Raw genomic sequence first — 17197 nt, forward strand, 5'->3', positions numbered from 1 at the left:
GCCCCGGACCGCGACGACGTCGGCCGCGCCCTCGCGCTGCGCGGGGCCGCCGGGGCGGTGGCGGCGTGAGGGCCGAGCGCACCGCGGTGCCCGCGCCCCTGCGGGCCGCGCTGGGCGACGAGCGCCTCGCGCGGGCGGCGTGGAGCCGCCTCGCCGAACCCGGCGACGCCGCGGCCGCCGCGCTGGTGGCGGAGGTCGGTGCCCCGCTCGCGCTGGAGGCCGTGGTGACGGGCCGAGGCCCGGCGCGCTGGCGCAGCCGGGTGGAGGACGTGGACCCGGCGGCCGACCTGGCCGCCGTGCGGGCGCTCGGCGGGCGCCTGCTGGTCCCCGGCGACGAGGAGTGGCCGCAGCCCGTCGACGACCTCGCCCGCGACGACGACGAGGGCCGCCGCACCCTCAGCCCGCCGCTGGCCCTGTGGGTCCGCGGCCCCCTGCGGCTGGACGAGGCCACGCGCTCCGCCGCCGCGCTCGTCGGGACCCGCACCCCGACGGGCTACGGCGAGCACGTGGCCGCCGACCTCGCCGCCGGTCTGGCCGACCGGGGGTTCACCGTCTGGAGCGGCGGCGCCTACGGCATCGACGCCGCCGTGCACCGCGCGGCGCTCGCCGTGGGCGGCCGCAGCGTGGCCGTCCTCGCGTGCGGGGTCGACCGCGCCTACCCGGTGGGCAACACGGCCCTGCTCGCGCGCCTCGCCGAGCGGGGTGCCGTGGTCAGCGAGGTGCCGCCGGGCAGCGTCCCGACGCGGTGGCGCTTCCTGGAGCGCAACCGCCTCATCGCGGCGGCCACCCGGGGCACGGTGGTCGTCGAGGCCGCCTGGCGCTCGGGGGCGCTCGCGACGGCCGACCGGGCCGCGAAGCTGCTGCGCGCCGTGGGCGCCGTCCCGGGGCCGGTGGACTCGGCGATGTCCGCGGGCTGCCACCGGCTGCTGCGCGAGCGCGGCGCGGTGTGCGTCACCGGCGCGGACGAGGCCGCGGAGCTGCTGGGACGGGCGGGGGAGCACCCGCTGCCCGCCCGCCGCGTCGAGGCCCGGCCGCTGGACGGCCTGGAACCGACCGAGCTGCGGGTCGCGGAGTGCCTGCCGCGCCGGGGGTCGGCGACGACCGAGCGGATCGCGCGCGACGCGGGCCTCGACGTCGCGGACGTGCAGGCCGTGCTCGGCCGGCTCGCGCTGACGGGCGTGGCGGGGCGCACGGACGGCGGGTGGGTCCTCGCCGTGCGGGGGTGAGTGCCGGGCGGCGGGGCCGGCGGCCGCGGGTGCGGGGCGGCGGGGGAACGGTGGGCGGAGGGGTGGCCGGGACGCAGCAGGGCCCGGGGGAGCAGTCCCCCGGGCCCGGTGCCTCAGCTCACGACGTCGTCAGTTGCCGGCGTCCTTGAACTGCTGGATGACCTCGGTCTTGATGCGCCCGCGGTCGCTGACCTCGATGCCCTGCTCGCGGGCCCACGTCCGCACGGCGGCGTTGTCGACGCCGTCGCCCGCCGGGGCCGAGCTCGCGGAGGCGCCGGAGCTCCCGGAGGGGCTGCCCGCGGCACCGCGCCGGCCGCCGACGCGGCGACCGTGCTCGATGTACAGGCTCACCGCGCGCCGCAGCTTCTCGGCGTTCTCCTCGTTGAGGTCGATCTCGTACTGCACGCCCTCGAGGCCGAACTGCACCGTCTCGGTCGCCTCTCCGCCGTCCACGTCGTCGGTGAGCACCACCGTCGTCCGCTGTGCCACGGTCCCGCCTTCCCTCGTCCTCGTCCCTGAGCCGCTCGGCATCCTTCCACGGTGCCGTCGCGGGCCCCGGGGCGCACCCCGGCGCGTCGTGCTTGTGCCACAGGCGGTGTCGGGGGAGCGTGCAGGCGTGAGCACCGGGCGCGCGGAGGAGCTGGAGGCGCTGCTCGACGCCTTCGGCACCCACCTGCGCGTGGAGAAGGGCCGTTCCGAGCACACCGTGCGCGCCTACCGCTCCGACGTCCGAGACCTGCTGACGACGGTCTCGCCGCCGCCGGTGGAGCCCGGGGCCGGGCACGTGCCGGACCTCGCCGCGATCGGCCTGGCCGACCTGCGGGCCTGGCTGGCGGCGGGCTCGGACCACCTGGCCCGCTCCACGCTCGCGCGGCGGGCGGCCGCGGTGCGCACGTTCACGGCCTGGGCGCGGCGCACGGGCCGCAGCGACACCGACCCCGCGCTGCGGTTGCAGGCGCCCCGGCGCCACCGGACGCTGCCGCACGTCCTGGCCGCGGACCAGGTCGCCGGCCTGCTCGACGCCGCGGCCGAACGGGTGGTTCCCGAGGAGGGTCGCACCGACCCCGTGCGGCTGCGCGACGTCGCCGCCTTCGAGCTCCTCTACGCCACGGGCTGCCGCATCTCCGAGGTCGTCGGGGCCGACGTCGACGACCTCGACGTGGACCGCCGCGTCCTGCGCGTGCTCGGCAAGGGCGGCAAGGAGCGGACGGTCCCCTTCGGCGAACCGGCGCTCGCGGCCGTGCAGGCGTGGCTGGCGGAGGGCCGCCCGGCGCTCGCGACCGCCGAGTCGGGCCCCGCCCTGCTGCTGGGCCGGCGCGGGCGCCGGGTCGACCAGCGGCAGCTGCGGGCGGTCCTCTCCGACCTCCTGACGAGGCTGCCGGGGGCCCCGGCGACGACGCCGCACGGTCTCCGGCACTCCGCGGCGACGCACATGCTCGACGGAGGAGCTGACCTACGTAGCGTTCAGGAACTGCTCGGTCACGCTACGCTGTCAACTACGCAGATCTACACGCACGTGTCGGTGGAGAGGCTGCGGAGATCTCACCGTCAGGCCCATCCCCGGGCCTGACGGGTCCGGGGGGAGGACCACGGTGGACGCAGGGGCAGGTCGCGAACGCGCTGCGACAGCAGACGAGCGCACGGAGTCGACGCTCCAGGTCGTCCAGGCCGAGGTGCCGGTCGCCGAGGCGCCCGTGCAGCTGACGGCCGCCGACGCCGCGCCGGGGGGCGCGGACGTCACGGGGCAGGACGGTGCCGAGGCACCCGGCGAGGGCGACGACGTCGCTCCCGCGGGACGGCCGCAGGCCAACGCGCGCTTCACGGCGCGGGCCGGCCGGGCGCCGCTGACGCCGGAGCAGGAGGCCGCCGAGGCGGCGCTGCGCGCGCTCTGGGAGGACTTCAAGGCGACCGCGGACCCGCACGTCCGCGAGCGGCTGATCATGCACTACTCGCCCCTGGTGAAGTACGTCGCCGGGCGCGTGGGGGTGGGCCTGCCGCCGAACATCGAGCAGGCGGACCTCGTCTCCTACGGGATCTTCGGGCTGATCGACGCGATCGAGAAGTTCGACATCGAGCGCGCGATCAAGTTCGAGACCTACGCCATCTCCCGCATCCGCGGCGCGATCATCGACGAGCTGCGCGCCATCGACTGGATCCCGCGCTCGGTGCGCAGCAAGGCCCGCGAGGTCGAGCGGACCTACGCCTCGCTCGAGGGCGAGCTGCACCGCACGCCCACCGAGGCCGAGGTGGCCGAGCGCATGGGCATCAAGCTCGGCGACCTGCACCACATCTTCAGCCAGGTCTCCTACGTCAACGTGGTGGCGCTCGACGAGCTGCTCAGCGTCTCGGGGGAGAAGGGCGACAAGCTCTCCCTCGTCGACACCCTCGAGGACACCAAGGCCGAGGACCCGGTCCAGGCGTTCGAGAGCGAGGAGACGAAGTTCCTCCTCTCCCGCGCCATCAACCAGCTCCCCGAGCGGGAGAAGATCGTCGTGACCCTCTACTACTACGAGGGCCTGACGCTGGCGGAGATCGGCCGCGTCCTCGGCGTCACCGAGTCGCGCATCTGCCAGATGCACACCAAGGCCGTCCTCCAGCTGCGCGGCAAGCTCACCGACGCCAGCTGACCCCACGGGGCAGCGCGCCCGGTGCCGGCTCGTGCGGTGCGCGCTCGCCCGGGACCTGGGTGGGCAGAGGTGCTCGCGACGGCGGCACCCGGCGCGACCGGTGGGGGTCGGCGGCCCCGCACGGGGTACCAGCGGGGCGTCCACCACCACGCCGCAGGGAGCCGAGATGCCCGCCGAGCCCGTGCACGACGCCTCGCACCACCGCGCTGCGCCCGATCACGACGCCCACCACCACGATGCGCACGACCACCCGGCGGGCCGGACCGCGACCTCCTGGTCGGCGGCCGCGCAGGCGACGCTGCACTGCCTCACGGGCTGCGCCATCGGCGAGGTGCTGGGGATGGTGGTCGGCACGGCCCTCGGCTGGGGCAACGCCGGCACGGTCGTCCTGTCGCTGGTGCTGGCCTTCGTCTTCGGCTACGCCCTGACGATGCGCGGGGTGCTGCGGGCCGGGGTCGACGTCCGGACGGCCCTGCGCATCGCCCTGACCGCCGACACGGTGTCGATCGCGGTGATGGAGGTCGTCGACAACGCGACCGTGCTGGCCGTCCCCGGCGCCCTGGACGCCGGGCTCGGCTCGTGGCTGTTCTGGGTCTCCCTCGCCGGGGCGCTGGCCCTCGCCTTCGTCCTCACGACACCGGTGAACCGCTGGATGATCGGTCGCGGCCGGGGGCACGCCGTCGTGCACGCCTACCACCACTGACCCGGCGCGGGCCGGCCCGAGGGGTGGCGAGGGCGTCAGCGGCGCGTCCACGCCCCCGCACGCAGCAGGCGTAGCCCGTTGAGGGCGACGACGACCGTGGAGCCCTCGTGCCCCGCGACGGCCAGGGGCAGCGGCAGGTTCCCGGTCAGGTCCCACGTCACGAGCACCGTGATGAAGGTGGCCGCGATGACGAGGTTGGCCACGACGAGGCGGTGGGCGCGGCGGGACAGGGCGATCAGCCGGGGGACCGCCTCGATCTCGTCGCGGACGATCACCGCGTCGGCGGTGTCCAGCGCCAGGTCGGAGCCGTGGCGACCCATGGCCAGGCCCGTGTCGGCGCCGGCCAGCGCCGGGGCGTCGTTGACGCCGTCGCCCACCAGGAGCACCCGCCGGCCGACGGCCTGCAGGTCCGCGACCAGGCGCGCCTTGTCGTGCGGCAGCAGGCGGGCGTGGACCGCGGTGATGCCGGTGCGCTCGGCGACGTGGCGGGCGGGTGCCTCGTCGTCTCCCGTCAGCAGGTGCACGGGGGCGGAGGTCAGCGCCGCGACCTCGCGCACCGCCCGGGGCGAGGCGGGGCGCAGCCGGTCGAGCAGCGTCAGCGTCCCCACGAGCGTCCCGTCGGCGTGCACGGCGACGACCGTGCCGACCCGGTCGGCCGTCTCCTCCCGGTCGGTCGTCTCCACTCGCTCGGCCGTCTCCACCCGTTCGGCCCGGCCCGCCTCCGCCCGCGGCGACGGGACCGGCGCGCTGCGCTCGGCGCGCTCGACGGTGACGGCGACCCCGTCGACGAGACCGCTCACCCCGCGCCCGGGCAGCGCCCGGAAGTCCGCCGCCTCCCGCACGCGGAGCCCGCGGGCGGCGGCGGCGCGCGCGACGGCGCGGCCCAGGGGGTGCTCGCTGTACTGCTCGACGGCGGCGGCCAGGGCGAGGACCTCGTCCTCGCGGCGGGCACCGGCGGGGACGACGGCGGCGACCTCGGGGGTGCCCGTGGTGAGGGTGCCCGTCTTGTCGAAGGCCACCAGGTCAGTGCGGCCCAGCGTCTCCATGACCGTCGCGGACTTCACCAGCACCCCGTGCCGGCCCGCGTTGGCGAGGGCGGCCAGCAGCGGCGGCATGGTCGAGAGGACGACGGCGCAGGGCGAGGCGACGATCATGAAGGTGATCGCGCGCAGCAGCGCCTCGTCGAAGGCGGCCCCGAGCAGCACGGGCACCGCCAGCACCAGGAGCGTCACGACGACGACGCCCAGGGAGTAGCGCTGCTCGACGCGCTCGACGAACAGCTGGGTCTGCGCCTTCGTCGCGGACGCGTGCTCGACGAGGGCCACGACCCGGGCGATCACGGAGTCCGCCGCGACGCGGTCCACCCGCACGCGCAGGGCGCCGGTGCCGTTGACGGTGCCGGAGAGGACCTCGTCCCCGGGACGGCGCACCACGGGCACCGACTCACCCGTCACGGCCTGCTGGTCCACCTCGCTGACGCCGTCGGCCACGGTGCCGTCGGCGCCGATGCGCTCGCCCGGACGGACGAGCACGACGTCCCCGACGGCGAGGTCGGCGACGTCGACGACCGTCTCCGCCCCGGTGTCCGGGTCGGTGCGGGTCGCGCGCTCGGGGGTCAGGTGCAGCAGGGACGTGACCGAGTCGGCCGTGCGCTGGGTGATGACGGCCTCGACCGCGCCCGACGTCGCGAAGATGACGATGAGCAGGGCGCCGTCGAGGACCTGGCCGATGGCGGCCGCGGCGATGGCGGCCAGCACCATCAGCAGGTCGACGTCGAACACCTTCTCCCGCAACGCCTGCAGCCCGGCCCAGCCGGGCTCCCAGCCGCCCGCGGCGTAGCAGGCGAGGTAGGCCGCCCACCAGGTCCACGCAGGCGCGCCGGCGAGCTGCAGGGCGCCGCCGAGCAGGAACAGGGCGAGCGCGAGGCCGGCCCAGCGGACCTCGGGCAGCCGCAGCCCCGTGCGCAGGACCGACGGCGGCCGGGGCAGCACCCGCCCCGCGGGCTCGGCGTCGGCGACGGCGACGGACGGGCCGCTCACGCGGGGCTCCCCTCGGAGGGCGTGGACGAGGGGTCGCCCGTTGCTCGCGCGACCTCCTCGGCCGCCGTCGTGTCGAGCGCGACGCCGGCCCGCTGGTGGGCCGTCTGCGGCTCCAGGGCGTGCTCGGCCTGGAGGACGGCCTCCGCCACCAGGGTGCGGGCGTGCTGGTCGGCGAGGCGGTAGAAGACCTGGTTGCCCTCCTGGCGGGTCAGCACGACGCGGCCCCACCGCAGCTTGGCGAGGTGCTGGGACACCGTGGTCGGCGACTTCCCGACGAGCTCCGCCAGCCGGTTCACCGGCAGCTCCCCGCGCCGCAGCGCGAGCACCAGCCGGATCCGGGTCGGGTCGGCGAGCAGCCGGAACACCTCGGCGGCCAGCTCGACGTACTGGCTGTCGACGTCCAGCGTGCACGCCTTCGCACCTTCACTCATGCGCAGATGCTAAGACAGGCACGGTCCGCCGGGTTCACCCCGGCCGCCCGAGCGGCAGCAGGACGGGCGGGTCGGCGGGCCGGAGCAGCGACAGCGGGTCCAGGTAGGTCTCGCCCCGCCGGACGCCGAGGTGCAGGCACGCGACGGCGCCGCAGTGGGCCGGTGCGGCGGCCACGGTCGCGACGACGTCGCCGGCGCGCACGTCCGTGCCCACGGCGACGCCCGGCGCGACCGGCTCGTAGCTGCTGCGCAGGCCGTCCGCGTGCGCCAGCACGAGCACGCCGCGCCCCGCCACGGCGCCCGCGAAGACGACGGTGGCGGCGCTCGGCGCGAGCACCGGCTGACCGGGCGCGGCCGCGAGGTCCACCCCGCGGTGGCCCGCCGCGTAGCGCCCGACGTCGTCGAAGCCGCGCAGGACCCCGGGCTGCGGCGCGAGGGGCCACGCCCACCGCGGGGCCACCGTGGCCACCGCCGTGGCAAGCGCCGGCGCGGCGGGCGGCCATGCGCTGGCCGGACGCGGCGCCACGGCGACCGCGGTCAGCGAGGCGGCCGCGGCCGTGAGGGCGACGGCCGTGACGAGGGCGGAGGGCACTCGTCCACCCTGCGGCGCACGCCGTCCGGCGCCCGCCCCCCGGGGCCGGGCTGTGGACTACCGCCGCCCGCGGGCCCCTGGTGACCCGGCGGCGCACACCACGCAGGTCGTGGCCCACGGTCGCGCCGCGAGGCGCTCCGCGGCGATCGGGCGCCCGCAGCGCTCGCACGTGCCGAAGCCGGGCGTCCCGACCCGGGCCAGGGCGTCGTCGAGCGCCGCGACGCGGGTGCGCACCTGCTCCAGCACCGCCGCGACCTGGGCCCGCTCGAAGGCCGTCGTGGAGCCCTCGGGGTCGTGCTCGTCGTCGGCGGTGCCCTCGGAGGCGGCCTCGACGGCGCTCGCGAGCTCGCGCTCCAGCGCGCCCAGTCGGCCGAGGGCGGCGGTGCGCTCCTCCGCCAGGGCCGCGCGGACGTCGGCGCTCACGGCCGGCGCAGCGCCTGCAGCCGCTCGACGGCCTCGGTGAGGACGGCGTCGGACTTGCAGAAGGTGAACCGCACGAGGTGGCGCACGGCGAGCGCGGCGGGGGAGCCCTCGTCGCAGAACGCGGAGACCGGGACGCCGACCACGCCCGCCAGCTCCGGCAGCGTCCGGCACAGCTGCGTGCCGTCGTCGAAGCCCAGCGGCCGCGGGTCGGCGCACACGAAGTAGGTCCCCTCGGGCACGAGCACGTCGAAGCCCGCCGAGCGCAGCCCGTCGCACAGCAGGTCGCGGCGGCGCTCGTGGTCGGCGGCCAGGTGCGTGAAGAAGGCGTCGGGCAGGGCCAGCGCCGTGGCCACGGCGGGCTGGAAGGGGGCCGCGTTGACGTAGGTGAGGAACTGCTTGACCGTGCGGACGGCCGCGACGAGCTCGGCGGGCCCGTGCACCCAGCCGACCTTCCAGCCGGTGACGGAGAACGTCTTGCCGGCCGAGGAGATCGTCAGCGTCCGCTCCGCGAGCCCCGGCAGCGTCGCCATCGGCACGTGCCGCGCGTCGCCGAAGACGAGGTGCTCGTAGACCTCGTCGGTGACGACGACGGCGTCGTGCTCGACCGCCAGCCGCCCGATCTCGGTGAGCTCGGCCGTGGTGAGCACGGCCCCCGTCGGGTTGTGCGGGGTGTTCACCAGCACCAGCCGGGTGCGCTCGGAGAACGCCGCGGCGAGGGCCGTCAGGTCGACCCGGAAGGCGCCGCTCGCGTCGGGGACCAGCGGCACCGAGCGCTGCACCGCCCCGGCCAGCGCGATCGTCGCGGCGTAGGAGTCGTAGGCCGGCTCCAGCACGACGACCTCGTCGCCCGTCTCGCACAGCGCCAGCACGGTCGCGGCCAGCGCCTCGGTGGCCCCGGCCGTGATGAGCAGCTCGGTGGCCGGGTCGACGCGCAGGCCGTGGAAGCGCTCCTGGTGCGCGGCGACGGCCTCCAGCAGCACGGGCACGCCGACGCCGGGCGGGTACTGGTTGTGGCCGCCGCGGATCGCGGCCACGGCGTCGTCGAGCAGCGACGCGGGGCCGTCGGTGTCGGGGAAGCCCTGGCCCAGGTTGACCGACCCCGTGCGCAGCGCCAGGGCGGACATCTCCGCGAAGATCGTGGGGCCGAAGCGCTGCATGCGCCGGACCACCGGGGGGCGTCGGGGGGACCGGGCGGCGTCGCCACGGGCGCGGTCGAGGGTGCTGCTCACGGGTCGTAGACTACGAGGGCACTCCGTGCGCGCACGGGGTGACATCGCGTCCCCGCACCCCTGCCACGCAGGAGCTGCACCCCTCGGTCCGTCCGCGTCAGCGGTCGGTGGGGTGCGCTGCCGGGGACCAGGCGCAGCGGGCCACCCGGCCCACCGCGGACAACCGATCCGGTCCCACCAGGGGACCGGTACGAGGAGGACCACCCATGGCCGTCGTGACGATGCGCCAGCTGCTCGACTCCGGTGTGCACTTCGGGCACCAGACGCGTCGCTGGAACCCCAAGATGAAGCGCTTCCTCTTCACGGAGCGCAACGGCATCTACATCATCGACCTCCAGCAGTCGCTGTCCTTCATCGACCGCGCCTACGACTTCGTCAAGGAGACCGTCGCCCACGGCGGCTCCATCCTGTTCATCGGGACGAAGAAGCAGGCGCAGGAGCCCATCGCGGAGCAGGCCGCCCGCGTCGGGATGCCCTTCGTGAACCAGCGCTGGCTCGGCGGGATGCTCACCAACTTCCAGACCGTGTCCAAGCGGATCGCGCGTCTGCGCGAGCTCGAGGAGATGGACTTCGACGACGTGGCCGGCTCCGGTCTCACGAAGAAGGAGCTCCTGGTCCTGCGCCGCGAGAAGGACAAGCTGGCCAAGACCCTCGGCGGCATCCGCGACATGGGCAAGGTCCCCAGCGCGGTGTGGATCGTGGACACCAACAAGGAGCACCTCGCGGTCGACGAGGCCAAGAAGCTCAACATCCCCGTCGTCGCGATCCTCGACTCCAACTGCGACCCGGACGACGTCGACTACCGGATCCCCGGCAACGACGACGCGATCCGCTCCGTCACGCTGCTGACCCGGGTCATCGCCGACGCGGTCGCGGCCGGTCTGCAGGTCCGCCACGGCGGCGCGCAGGACGAGCCGCTGGCCGAGTGGGAGCAGGACGTCATCGCCGGTGACGACGTGCAGTCCGGTGGCTCCGAGAGCCCCGTGACCGCGCCGACCGCCGGTGGGCCCGAGGTCGCCGAGGCCGAGGCGGCCTCCGGTGCGCCCGTCGCCGCCGAGGACGAGCCCGCCGCCGTCGCCGTGGAGACCCCCGCCGAGACCGGTTCGGTCGACGCCTCCGCGGACGCGGCCGAGACCGCCGTCCCGGCTGCCCAGAACGCCTGAGCACCCTCGACGCCCCGGACCGGACGTCCGGTCCGGGGCGTCGTCGCGCGCGGCCCTCGCCCCCCGGGGCGCCGGGGCCGCCGCCCCCGATCGAAGCGAACGTCCTCGAGGACCGACCGTCCTCATCGACCCAACGGAGGAGACGACCGATGGCTGCGTACACCGCTGCTGACGTCAAGGCGCTGCGGGAGAAGACCGCCGCCGGCATGCTCGACTGCAAGAACGCGCTCGTGGAGGCCGAAGGCGACTTCGACAAGGCCGTCGAGCTGCTGCGCGTCAAGGGCCTCAAGGGCGTCACCAAGCGCGAGGGCCGGGTGGCCTCCAACGGCCTCGTGGCCTCCTACGTCGACGGTGGCGTGGGCGTGCTGGTCGAGATCAACTGCGAGACCGACTTCGTCGCCAAGAGCGAGCCGTTCAAGCAGCTCGCGCAGCGCCTGCTCGACCAGGCCGTGGCCGTGAAGGCGACCGACGCGGAGTCCCTGCTCGCCAGCGAGCTCGACGGCAAGACCGTCAAGGACGTCCTGGACGAGGGCAACGCCCAGCTCGGCGAGAAGATCGAGGTGCGCCGCGTGGCGCGCGTCGAGGGCTCCCGCGTGGCGGCCTACCTGCACCGCACCGCGAGCGACCTGCCCCCCACGATCGGTGTCCTCGTCGCGCTCGACGTCGACTCCGACGACGCCGCGGCCACCGGCCGCGACGTGGCCATGCACGCGGCCGCGATGTCGCCCCTCTACCTCACCCGCGACGAGGTGCCGGCGGACATCGTCGAGACCGAGCGCCGCGTGGCCGAGGAGAAGGGCCGCGAGGAGGGCAAGCCCGACGCGGCCCTGCCCCGGATCGTCGAGGGCCGCGTGAACGCCTTCTTCAAGGACAACGTGCTCCTCGAGCAGGCCTTCGCGAAGGACCCGAAGCTCACCGTCTCCAAGGTGCTGGCCGCGGCCGGCACCAACGTGACCTCCTTCGCCCGCTTCCGCGTCGGCGCCTGAGGCACCTGCTCACCCGTGACGGGGCGGGAGGACTGCGGTCCTCCCGCCCCGTCCGCACGTCCGGACCAGTGCGGCGGTGACGGACCGTGACCCGGCGGGCCCCCGTACGGCAGACTGCACCGAAACCCCCCACCACCACCCTCCCGAGGAGACCCGCGTGCCGGAGACCAGCCAGCCGAGCCTGACCGTCGACCTCGCGGCCGGCACGGTCGAGCCCGTGCCCGCCTACCGGCGCGTGCTGCTGAAGCTGTCGGGCGAGTTCTTCGGCGCCGGCAAGGTCGGCGTGGACCCCGACGTCATCGCCGCGGTCGCCAAGGAGATCGCGGCGCCGGTCAAGCAGGGCGTGCAGGTCGCGATCGTGGTGGGCGGCGGCAACTTCTTCCGCGGCGCGGAGCTCTCCCAGCGCGGCATGGAGCGCACCCGCGCCGACTACATGGGCATGCTCGGGACGGTCATGAACTGCCTGGCGCTGCAGGACTTCCTGGAGCAGGCGGGCGTCGACACGCGCGTGCAGACGGCCATCACCATGGGCCAGGTCGCGGAGCCGTACATCCCGCGGCGCGCGATCCGCCACATGGAGAAGGGCCGCGTCGTCATCTTCGGCGCCGGCGCCGGCCTGCCCTACTTCTCCACCGACACCGTGGCCGCGCAGCGCGCGCTCGAGGTCCACGCCGACGTCGTGCTCATGGCCAAGAACGGGGTCGACGGCGTCTACACGGGCGACCCGCGCACCGACGCCTCGGCCACCAAGATCGACACGATCAGCTACGCCGCAGCCCTGCGCCAGGGCCTGCGCGTCGTCGACACGACGGCCTTCAGCCTCTGCATGGACAACAAGCTGCCCATGGTGGTCTTCGGCATGGAGGGCGAGGGCAACGTGGCCCGCGCGCTGCGGGGTGAGAGGATCGGCACCCAGGTGACCGCCGACTGACGCTGCGGCGACCCAGTCCGGCACCTCTGACGCCGGTAGCAGGACGAAGGGAACGACCGTGATCGACGACACCCTCCTCGAGGCCGAGGAGAAGATGACCAAGGCGATCGACGTCGCCAAGGAGGACTTCGGCAGCATCCGCACCGGGCGGGCGAACGCGGCGATGTTCCACAAGATCACGGTGGACTACTACGGCGCGCCGACCCCGCTGCAGCAGCTGGCGTCCTTCCAGATCCCCGAGGCGCGCTCGGTGCTCATCACGCCGTTCGACCGCAGCGCGCTCGCGGAGATCGAGAAGGCCCTGCGCAACTCCGACCTCGGCGTGAACCCCGGCAACGACGGCAACGTCATCCGGATCTCGCTGCCGCAGCTGACGGAGGAGCGTCGCAAGGACTACATCAAGCTGGCGCGCACCAAGGCCGAGGACGCCCGCGTGACGCTGCGCAACATCCGCCGCCGCGCCAAGGAGGAGCTGGACCGCATCGTCAAGGACGGCGAGTCCGGCGAGGACGAGGTCACCCGCGCCGAGAAGGACCTCGAGGCGACGACGAAGCGCTACGTGGACCAGGTGGACGACCTCCTGAAGAACAAGGAGACGGAGCTGCTCGCGGTGTGAACGCGCCAGCACCGGGCGGCTCGACCGCCTCCGCACCACCCCGCCGGGCGGGGCGCAACCTGCCCCAGGCCATGGGCGTGGGCTTCGCCCTCGGCGGCGTCCTGGTCCTCAGCCTGTTCGTGCGGCGCGAGGCGTACGTCGTCCTGGTCGTGGCGGCGACCGTCTACGGCAGCATCGAGATGGCCCGGGCGTTCCGCAGCCGGCACCTGCAGGTGCCGGTGCTGCCCGTCGCGGCGGGCGCCCTGGCCATGGTCCCGGGCGCCTACGTCGGCGGCGGCGCGACCCTCGCGGTCGCCTACGCGCTGACCGTCTTCGCGATCCTCGCCTGGCGCTTCGTCACCCCGAGCGGCGACGCGGGGTCCCCGCTGGTGACCCCGGGCATCCGGGACGTGGCCGCGGCCGTCTTCACCGTCACCTACGTCCCGCTGCTGGCGAGCTTCACGCTGCTCATGCTGCGCGAACCGCAGGGCGCGTGGCGGGTCCTGCTCTTCGTCGTGCTGGTCGTGGCGAGCGACATCGGCGGCTTCGCGGCCGGGGTCGCGTTCGGCCGCCACCCCATGGCGCCGTCGGTGAGCCCGAAGAAGTCGTGGGAGGGCCTGGCCGGCTCGTTCGCCGCCGGCGCCGTCCTCGGGGCGCTCTGCCTGCCCCTCATGCTGGACGGCTCCTGGTGGGGCGGGGCGCTCCTGGGGCTCGCGGCCGTCGCCATCGCGACGCTGGGCGACCTGTCGGAGTCCATGCTCAAGCGGGACCTCGGCATCAAGGACATGGGCGACCTGCTGCCGGGGCACGGCGGCGTCATGGACCGCCTCGACTCGCTGCTGCCCGCGGCCCCCGTCGTGCACCTCCTGCTGGTCGTGCTCGTGGGGTCCTGAGCGGCTTACCATGGAGGCACCATGCCTCCTGTCGAGACCCCCCTGAACGTCGAGACCCCCGCGCCGGCGGCGGCCGCCCCGGCCACCCGCCCGGAGGGCCGCGAGCCGCTGCCGCTGGCCCCCGCGGGGCCCGGCCAGCTCGTGATGACGGCGCCGCGGCGCGGCAAGCCCCCGCGCCACTTCTCCGACCTCGAGCCCGCCGAGCGCGCCGACGCCCTGGTCGCCCTGGGCGAGAAGCCCTTCCGGGCCCGCCAGCTCGCCACCCAGTGGTTCGAGCGGCTCGAGGACGACACCGAGAAGATGACCGACCTGCCGGCCGCCAGCCGGCAGCGCATCTCCGAGGCGCTCCTGCCGACGCTGCTGACGCCGCTGCGCACCCTGTCCGCGGACCGCGGCACGACCGTCAAGACGCTGTGGAAGCTGCACGACGGCGCCCTCGTCGAGTCGGTGCTCATGCGCTACCCCGGAAAGGACGGCTCGGCCGGGCGCAACACGGTCTGCATCTCCAGCCAGGCCGGCTGCGGGATGAACTGCCCGTTCTGCGCCACGGGCCAGGCGGGCCTGACCCGCAACCTCTCGACCGCCGAGATCGTCGAGCAGGTCGCCGGTTCCGCCCGGGCGCTGGCCCGCGACGAGATCGCCGGAGGTCCCGGCCGGGTCACCAACGTGGTCTTCATGGGCATGGGCGAGGCCCTGGCCAACTACAAGTCGGCCGTGGCGGCCCTGCGCCGCCTCACGCAGCCGGCGCCCGACGGCCTCGGCATCTCCGCGCGCGGCATCACCATGTCGACCGTGGGCCTCGTGCCCGCGATGGACAAGTTCGCCGCCGAGGGGATCCCGGCGACCCTCGCGCTCAGCCTGCACGCCCCCGACGACGAGCTCCGCGACGAGCTGGTGCCCGTGAACAAGCGCTGGAACGTCGCGCAGGCGCTGGACGCCGCGAAGCGCTACTTCGACGCCACGGGCCGCCGCGTGAGCATCGAGTACGCGCTCATCCGCGACATCAACGACCAGGCGTGGCGCGCGGACCGCCTCGGCAAGCTCCTGAACGCCCGCGGCCGCGGCTGGGTGCACGTCAACCCGATCCCGCTGAACCCGACGCCCGGCTCGAAGTGGACGGCCAGCGACCCGGCCGTCGAGCGCGCGTTCGTCGCGGCGCTGGAGGCCCGCGGGATCCCGACGACCGTCCGCGACACCCGCGGCAGCGATATCGACGGCGCCTGCGGGCAGCTCGCCGCCGCCCCCGAGGAACCGCGCGGGTGACCTCGGAGGTGGGGCAGGCGAGCCCGCTGGAGCAGGCGCTGACGCAGCGCCCGCACCGCACGGGCCGGCTGCGGCGCGGCTACCGCCCCGCCGACGTCGACGCGTTCCTGGCCCACGCCGCCCGCAGCGCCGGGTCGGGGGCGCTCACGGCCGCCCAGGTCCGCGCGGTGGGCTTCGGCAGCGCCTGGGCCGGGTACGACGTCACGGCCACGGACGCCGTGCTGGCCCGGCTGGAGGACGTCCTGGCCCGCCGCGAGCGGACCCGGGCCCTCGCGGCCGCCGACCAGCGGCAGTGGGCGGAGCGGGCCGCGGCGCTCTCGGCGTCCGTGCACGGCCGCCTCGGGGAGCCCGAGGGTGAGCGGTTCCCCCGCGGGCACGGCCTGCGCCGCGGGTACCGGCCCGCCGACGTCGACGAGCTGTGCGACCTGCTGCACCGCCACCTCACGGGCGGGCAGCGCCTCAGCGCCGCCGACGTCCGCCACGCGCTGTTCCGGCCGGCGCGCGGGCGCCGCGGCTACCGCGAGGCGCCCGTGGACGCGTTCTTCGACCGCGTCGTCGAGCTCATGGTCGCCTTCGACCACTGACACCCCGGCCGCGAACGGCCCCCGGTCAGGCCCAGGGCGGCACGGACCCGAGCACCCGGTCGACCGCGTAGGCGACGACGACTCGCTCGGGGTTGGGGCGCGGCACGCGGTAGCGCCCGGCGTAGCGGCGCTCGCCCTCCGCCACCTCCTCGGGGTCGGTGAGCACGCGCCCGTCGCCCTCCAGGGCGAGCCAGCGGCGGCCGTCGACCTGGGCGACGACCACGCGCGAGCCGGCGGCCACGTTCAGCGCCTTGCGCGAGGTCCGCGAGGTGATGACGCGCACCAGGCCCGCCTCTGCGTCGAAGGTGAAGCCGACCGGCACGACGTGCGGGGTGCCGTCGGGGCGCAGGGTCGTCATCGTCGCCAGGTGCCGCTCGGCGAGGAACTCCAGCGCGGTGTCCGGCAGGGCGGAGGGGTCCAGGGCCACGGGACGAACCTACGCCGGGGCGGACCGGCGCCGGATCGGGCCGCCGGCCCGGCGCCCGGGGCGGTCGGTGGGGCTCAGGGGAGGTCGAGGTTCTCCAGCACGACGGCCAGGCCCTGCCCGACGCCGATGCAGATGGCCGCGACGCCGTAGCGCTGCCCGGTGCCGCGCAGCACGGCGGCGAGGGTGCCGAGCACGCGGCCGCCCGAGGCGCCGAGCGGGTGGCCGAGCGCGAGCGCCCCGCCCCACTGGTTCACCAGCGCCGGGTCGACGTCCCACGCCCGCAGGCACGCGAGGCTCTGCACGGCGAAGGCCTCGTTCAGCTCGACCGCACCGACGTCGGACCAGCGCAGGCCCGCCCGGGCCAGCGCCGCGTCCGCCGCGGCGACGGGGGCGTAGCCGAACTCGCGGGGGTCGCACGCGGCGACGCCGCGGCCGGCGATGCGGGCCAGCGGGTCGCGGCCGAGGCGCTGCGCCGCAGCCTCCGAGCCGACGAGCAGCGCGGACGCCCCGTCGGACAGGGGCGAGGCGTTGCCGGCCGTGATGGTCCCGTCGGGGCGGAACGCGGGCGTCAGCTGCGCCAGCCTCTCGGCGCTCGTCCCCGGGCGGATGCCCTCGTCGCGCGCGAGGTCCGTGCCCTCGACGGCGACGACGAGGTCGGCGTAGTGCCCCGCGTCCCACGCCGCGGCGGCCCGCTGGTGCGAGCCGACCGCGAACGCGTCCTGCTCGTCGCGGCCGATGCCGAAGCGCTCGCCGAGCTGCTCGTTGGCCTCGCCGAGCGACACGGTCCACTCCGCGGGCATGCGCGGGTTCACCAGGCGCCAGCCCAGCGTCGTGGAGACGGCGGCGACGTCGGTGGCGGGGAACGCCTTCGACGGCTTCGGCAGCACCCACGGGGCGCGGCTCATCGACTCCACGCCCCCGGCCACGACGACGTCGGCGTCGCCGGTCTCGACGGCCCGGGCCGCGAGGATCGCGGCGTCCATCCCGCTGCCGCACAGGCGGTTCACGGTGCTGCCGGGCACGGTGACGGGGTACCCCGCGAGCAGCGCGGCCATCCGGGCGACGTTGCGGTTCTCCTCGCCGGC

Annotated in this window: 19 protein-coding genes; 11 read left to right on the forward strand and 8 right to left on the reverse strand. The window is 75.6% G+C overall.

What is annotated here, in order from left to right:
* Positions 1–65 precede the first annotated feature (65 nt).
* On the forward strand, positions 66–1226 hold the full coding sequence (gene dprA, locus F1544_RS21485) for a DNA-processing protein DprA (RefSeq protein ID WP_308470243.1): 1161 nt from the start codon (positions 66–68) through the stop codon (positions 1224–1226).
* A gap of 129 nt (positions 1227–1355) precedes the next feature.
* Here the strand turns inward: dprA and F1544_RS21490 are convergent, their stop codons facing one another.
* Positions 1356–1715 carry a histone-like nucleoid-structuring protein Lsr2 gene (locus F1544_RS21490; protein WP_167588245.1) on the reverse strand — a complete coding sequence of 120 codons (360 nt, stop codon included), beginning with the start codon at positions 1713–1715 and terminating at the stop codon, positions 1356–1358.
* A 151-nt stretch (positions 1716–1866) separates the two neighbouring features.
* Here F1544_RS21490 and F1544_RS21495 point away from each other — a divergent pair, with 151 nt between their 5' ends.
* The 3 genes from F1544_RS21495 (at position 1867) to F1544_RS21505 (ending at position 4556) form a co-directional block, all read left to right on the forward strand.
* Positions 1867–2796, forward strand: coding sequence for a tyrosine-type recombinase/integrase (locus tag F1544_RS21495; protein WP_167588259.1), 930 nt, complete (start codon positions 1867–1869; stop codon positions 2794–2796).
* A 274-nt stretch (positions 2797–3070) separates the two neighbouring features.
* Positions 3071–3853: an RNA polymerase sigma factor WhiG gene (whiG, locus tag F1544_RS21500; RefSeq protein WP_166609402.1), complete on the forward strand. Its 783-nt coding sequence runs from the start codon at positions 3071–3073 to the stop codon at positions 3851–3853.
* A gap of 166 nt (positions 3854–4019) precedes the next feature.
* Entirely contained in the window at positions 4020–4556 is a 537-nt protein-coding gene (locus F1544_RS21505) for a DUF4396 domain-containing protein (protein WP_167588246.1), read from the forward strand.
* A gap of 35 nt (positions 4557–4591) precedes the next feature.
* Here F1544_RS21505 and F1544_RS21510 read toward each other — a convergent pair whose 3' ends face one another.
* The 5 genes from F1544_RS21510 to F1544_RS21530 are packed head-to-tail and all read right to left on the reverse strand — an operon-like array spanning position 4592 to position 9198.
* On the reverse strand, positions 4592–6595 hold the full coding sequence (locus tag F1544_RS21510; RefSeq protein WP_308470245.1) for a heavy metal translocating P-type ATPase: 2004 nt from the start codon (positions 6593–6595) through the stop codon (positions 4592–4594).
* Complete coding sequence (locus F1544_RS21515; protein WP_167588247.1) at positions 6592–7026, reverse strand: ArsR/SmtB family transcription factor; 435 nt, start codon at positions 7024–7026, stop codon at positions 6592–6594. The genes F1544_RS21510 and F1544_RS21515 overlap by 4 nt, the downstream gene beginning before the upstream one ends.
* A 34-nt stretch (positions 7027–7060) precedes the next feature.
* Positions 7061–7618 carry a M23 family metallopeptidase gene (locus F1544_RS21520; protein WP_167588248.1) on the reverse strand — a complete coding sequence of 186 codons (558 nt, stop codon included), beginning with the start codon at positions 7616–7618 and terminating at the stop codon, positions 7061–7063.
* Positions 7619–7675: 57 nt separating this feature from the next.
* Positions 7676–8041, reverse strand: coding sequence for a TraR/DksA family transcriptional regulator (locus F1544_RS21525; protein WP_167588249.1), 366 nt, complete (start codon positions 8039–8041; stop codon positions 7676–7678).
* Positions 8038–9198, reverse strand: a complete 1161-nt coding sequence (locus tag F1544_RS21530) for a pyridoxal phosphate-dependent aminotransferase (protein ID WP_373368108.1) — start codon at positions 9196–9198, stop codon at positions 8038–8040. Before F1544_RS21530 ends, F1544_RS21525 begins: the two co-directional genes overlap by 4 nt.
* A gap of 278 nt (positions 9199–9476) precedes the next feature.
* Between F1544_RS21530 and rpsB the strand changes: the two genes are divergently transcribed.
* The 7 genes from rpsB to F1544_RS26630 all read left to right on the forward strand — a co-directional run bounded on the left by rpsB (position 9477) and on the right by F1544_RS26630 (position 15685).
* On the forward strand, positions 9477–10433 hold the full coding sequence (gene rpsB, locus F1544_RS21535) for a 30S ribosomal protein S2 (protein ID WP_167588251.1): 957 nt from the start codon (positions 9477–9479) through the stop codon (positions 10431–10433).
* A gap of 149 nt (positions 10434–10582) precedes the next feature.
* The gene (gene tsf / locus F1544_RS21540; protein ID WP_167588252.1) at positions 10583–11419 is read left to right on the forward strand and encodes a translation elongation factor Ts; all 837 of its coding nucleotides are present in this window, start codon (positions 10583–10585) and stop codon (positions 11417–11419) included.
* A 217-nt stretch (positions 11420–11636) separates the two neighbouring features.
* Positions 11637–12350, forward strand: a complete 714-nt coding sequence (gene pyrH, locus F1544_RS21545; RefSeq protein WP_308470248.1) for a UMP kinase — start codon at positions 11637–11639, stop codon at positions 12348–12350.
* Positions 12351–12408: 58 nt separating this feature from the next.
* Positions 12409–12966, forward strand: a complete 558-nt coding sequence (gene frr, locus F1544_RS21550; protein WP_167588253.1) for a ribosome recycling factor — start codon at positions 12409–12411, stop codon at positions 12964–12966.
* Positions 12963–13838: a phosphatidate cytidylyltransferase gene (locus F1544_RS21555; protein ID WP_308470247.1), complete on the forward strand. Its 876-nt coding sequence runs from the start codon at positions 12963–12965 to the stop codon at positions 13836–13838. The genes frr and F1544_RS21555 overlap by 4 nt, the downstream gene beginning before the upstream one ends.
* A gap of 21 nt (positions 13839–13859) precedes the next feature.
* The gene (gene rlmN, locus F1544_RS21560) at positions 13860–15101 is read left to right on the forward strand and encodes a dual-specificity RNA methyltransferase RlmN (protein ID WP_167588254.1); all 1242 of its coding nucleotides are present in this window, start codon (positions 13860–13862) and stop codon (positions 15099–15101) included.
* Complete coding sequence (locus tag F1544_RS26630) at positions 15098–15685, forward strand: DivIVA domain-containing protein (RefSeq protein WP_167588255.1); 588 nt, start codon at positions 15098–15100, stop codon at positions 15683–15685. The genes rlmN and F1544_RS26630 overlap by 4 nt, the downstream gene beginning before the upstream one ends.
* 25 nt (positions 15686–15710) lie before the next feature.
* On the opposite strand, the gene F1544_RS21570 is transcribed toward F1544_RS26630, so the two are convergent.
* Both F1544_RS21570 and F1544_RS21575 read right to left on the reverse strand, forming a co-directional pair.
* Positions 15711–16112 carry a pyridoxamine 5'-phosphate oxidase family protein gene (locus F1544_RS21570; RefSeq protein ID WP_167588256.1) on the reverse strand — a complete coding sequence of 134 codons (402 nt, stop codon included), beginning with the start codon at positions 16110–16112 and terminating at the stop codon, positions 15711–15713.
* 74 nt (positions 16113–16186) lie between these two features.
* The coding region (locus F1544_RS21575) for a thiolase family protein (protein ID WP_167588257.1) at positions 16187–17197 on the reverse strand (1011 nt) is incomplete at its 5' end.

The organism is Kineococcus rubinsiae (genome assembly GCF_011839805.1).
GTDB classification, from domain to species: domain Bacteria; phylum Actinomycetota; class Actinomycetes; order Actinomycetales; family Kineococcaceae; genus Kineococcus; species Kineococcus rubinsiae.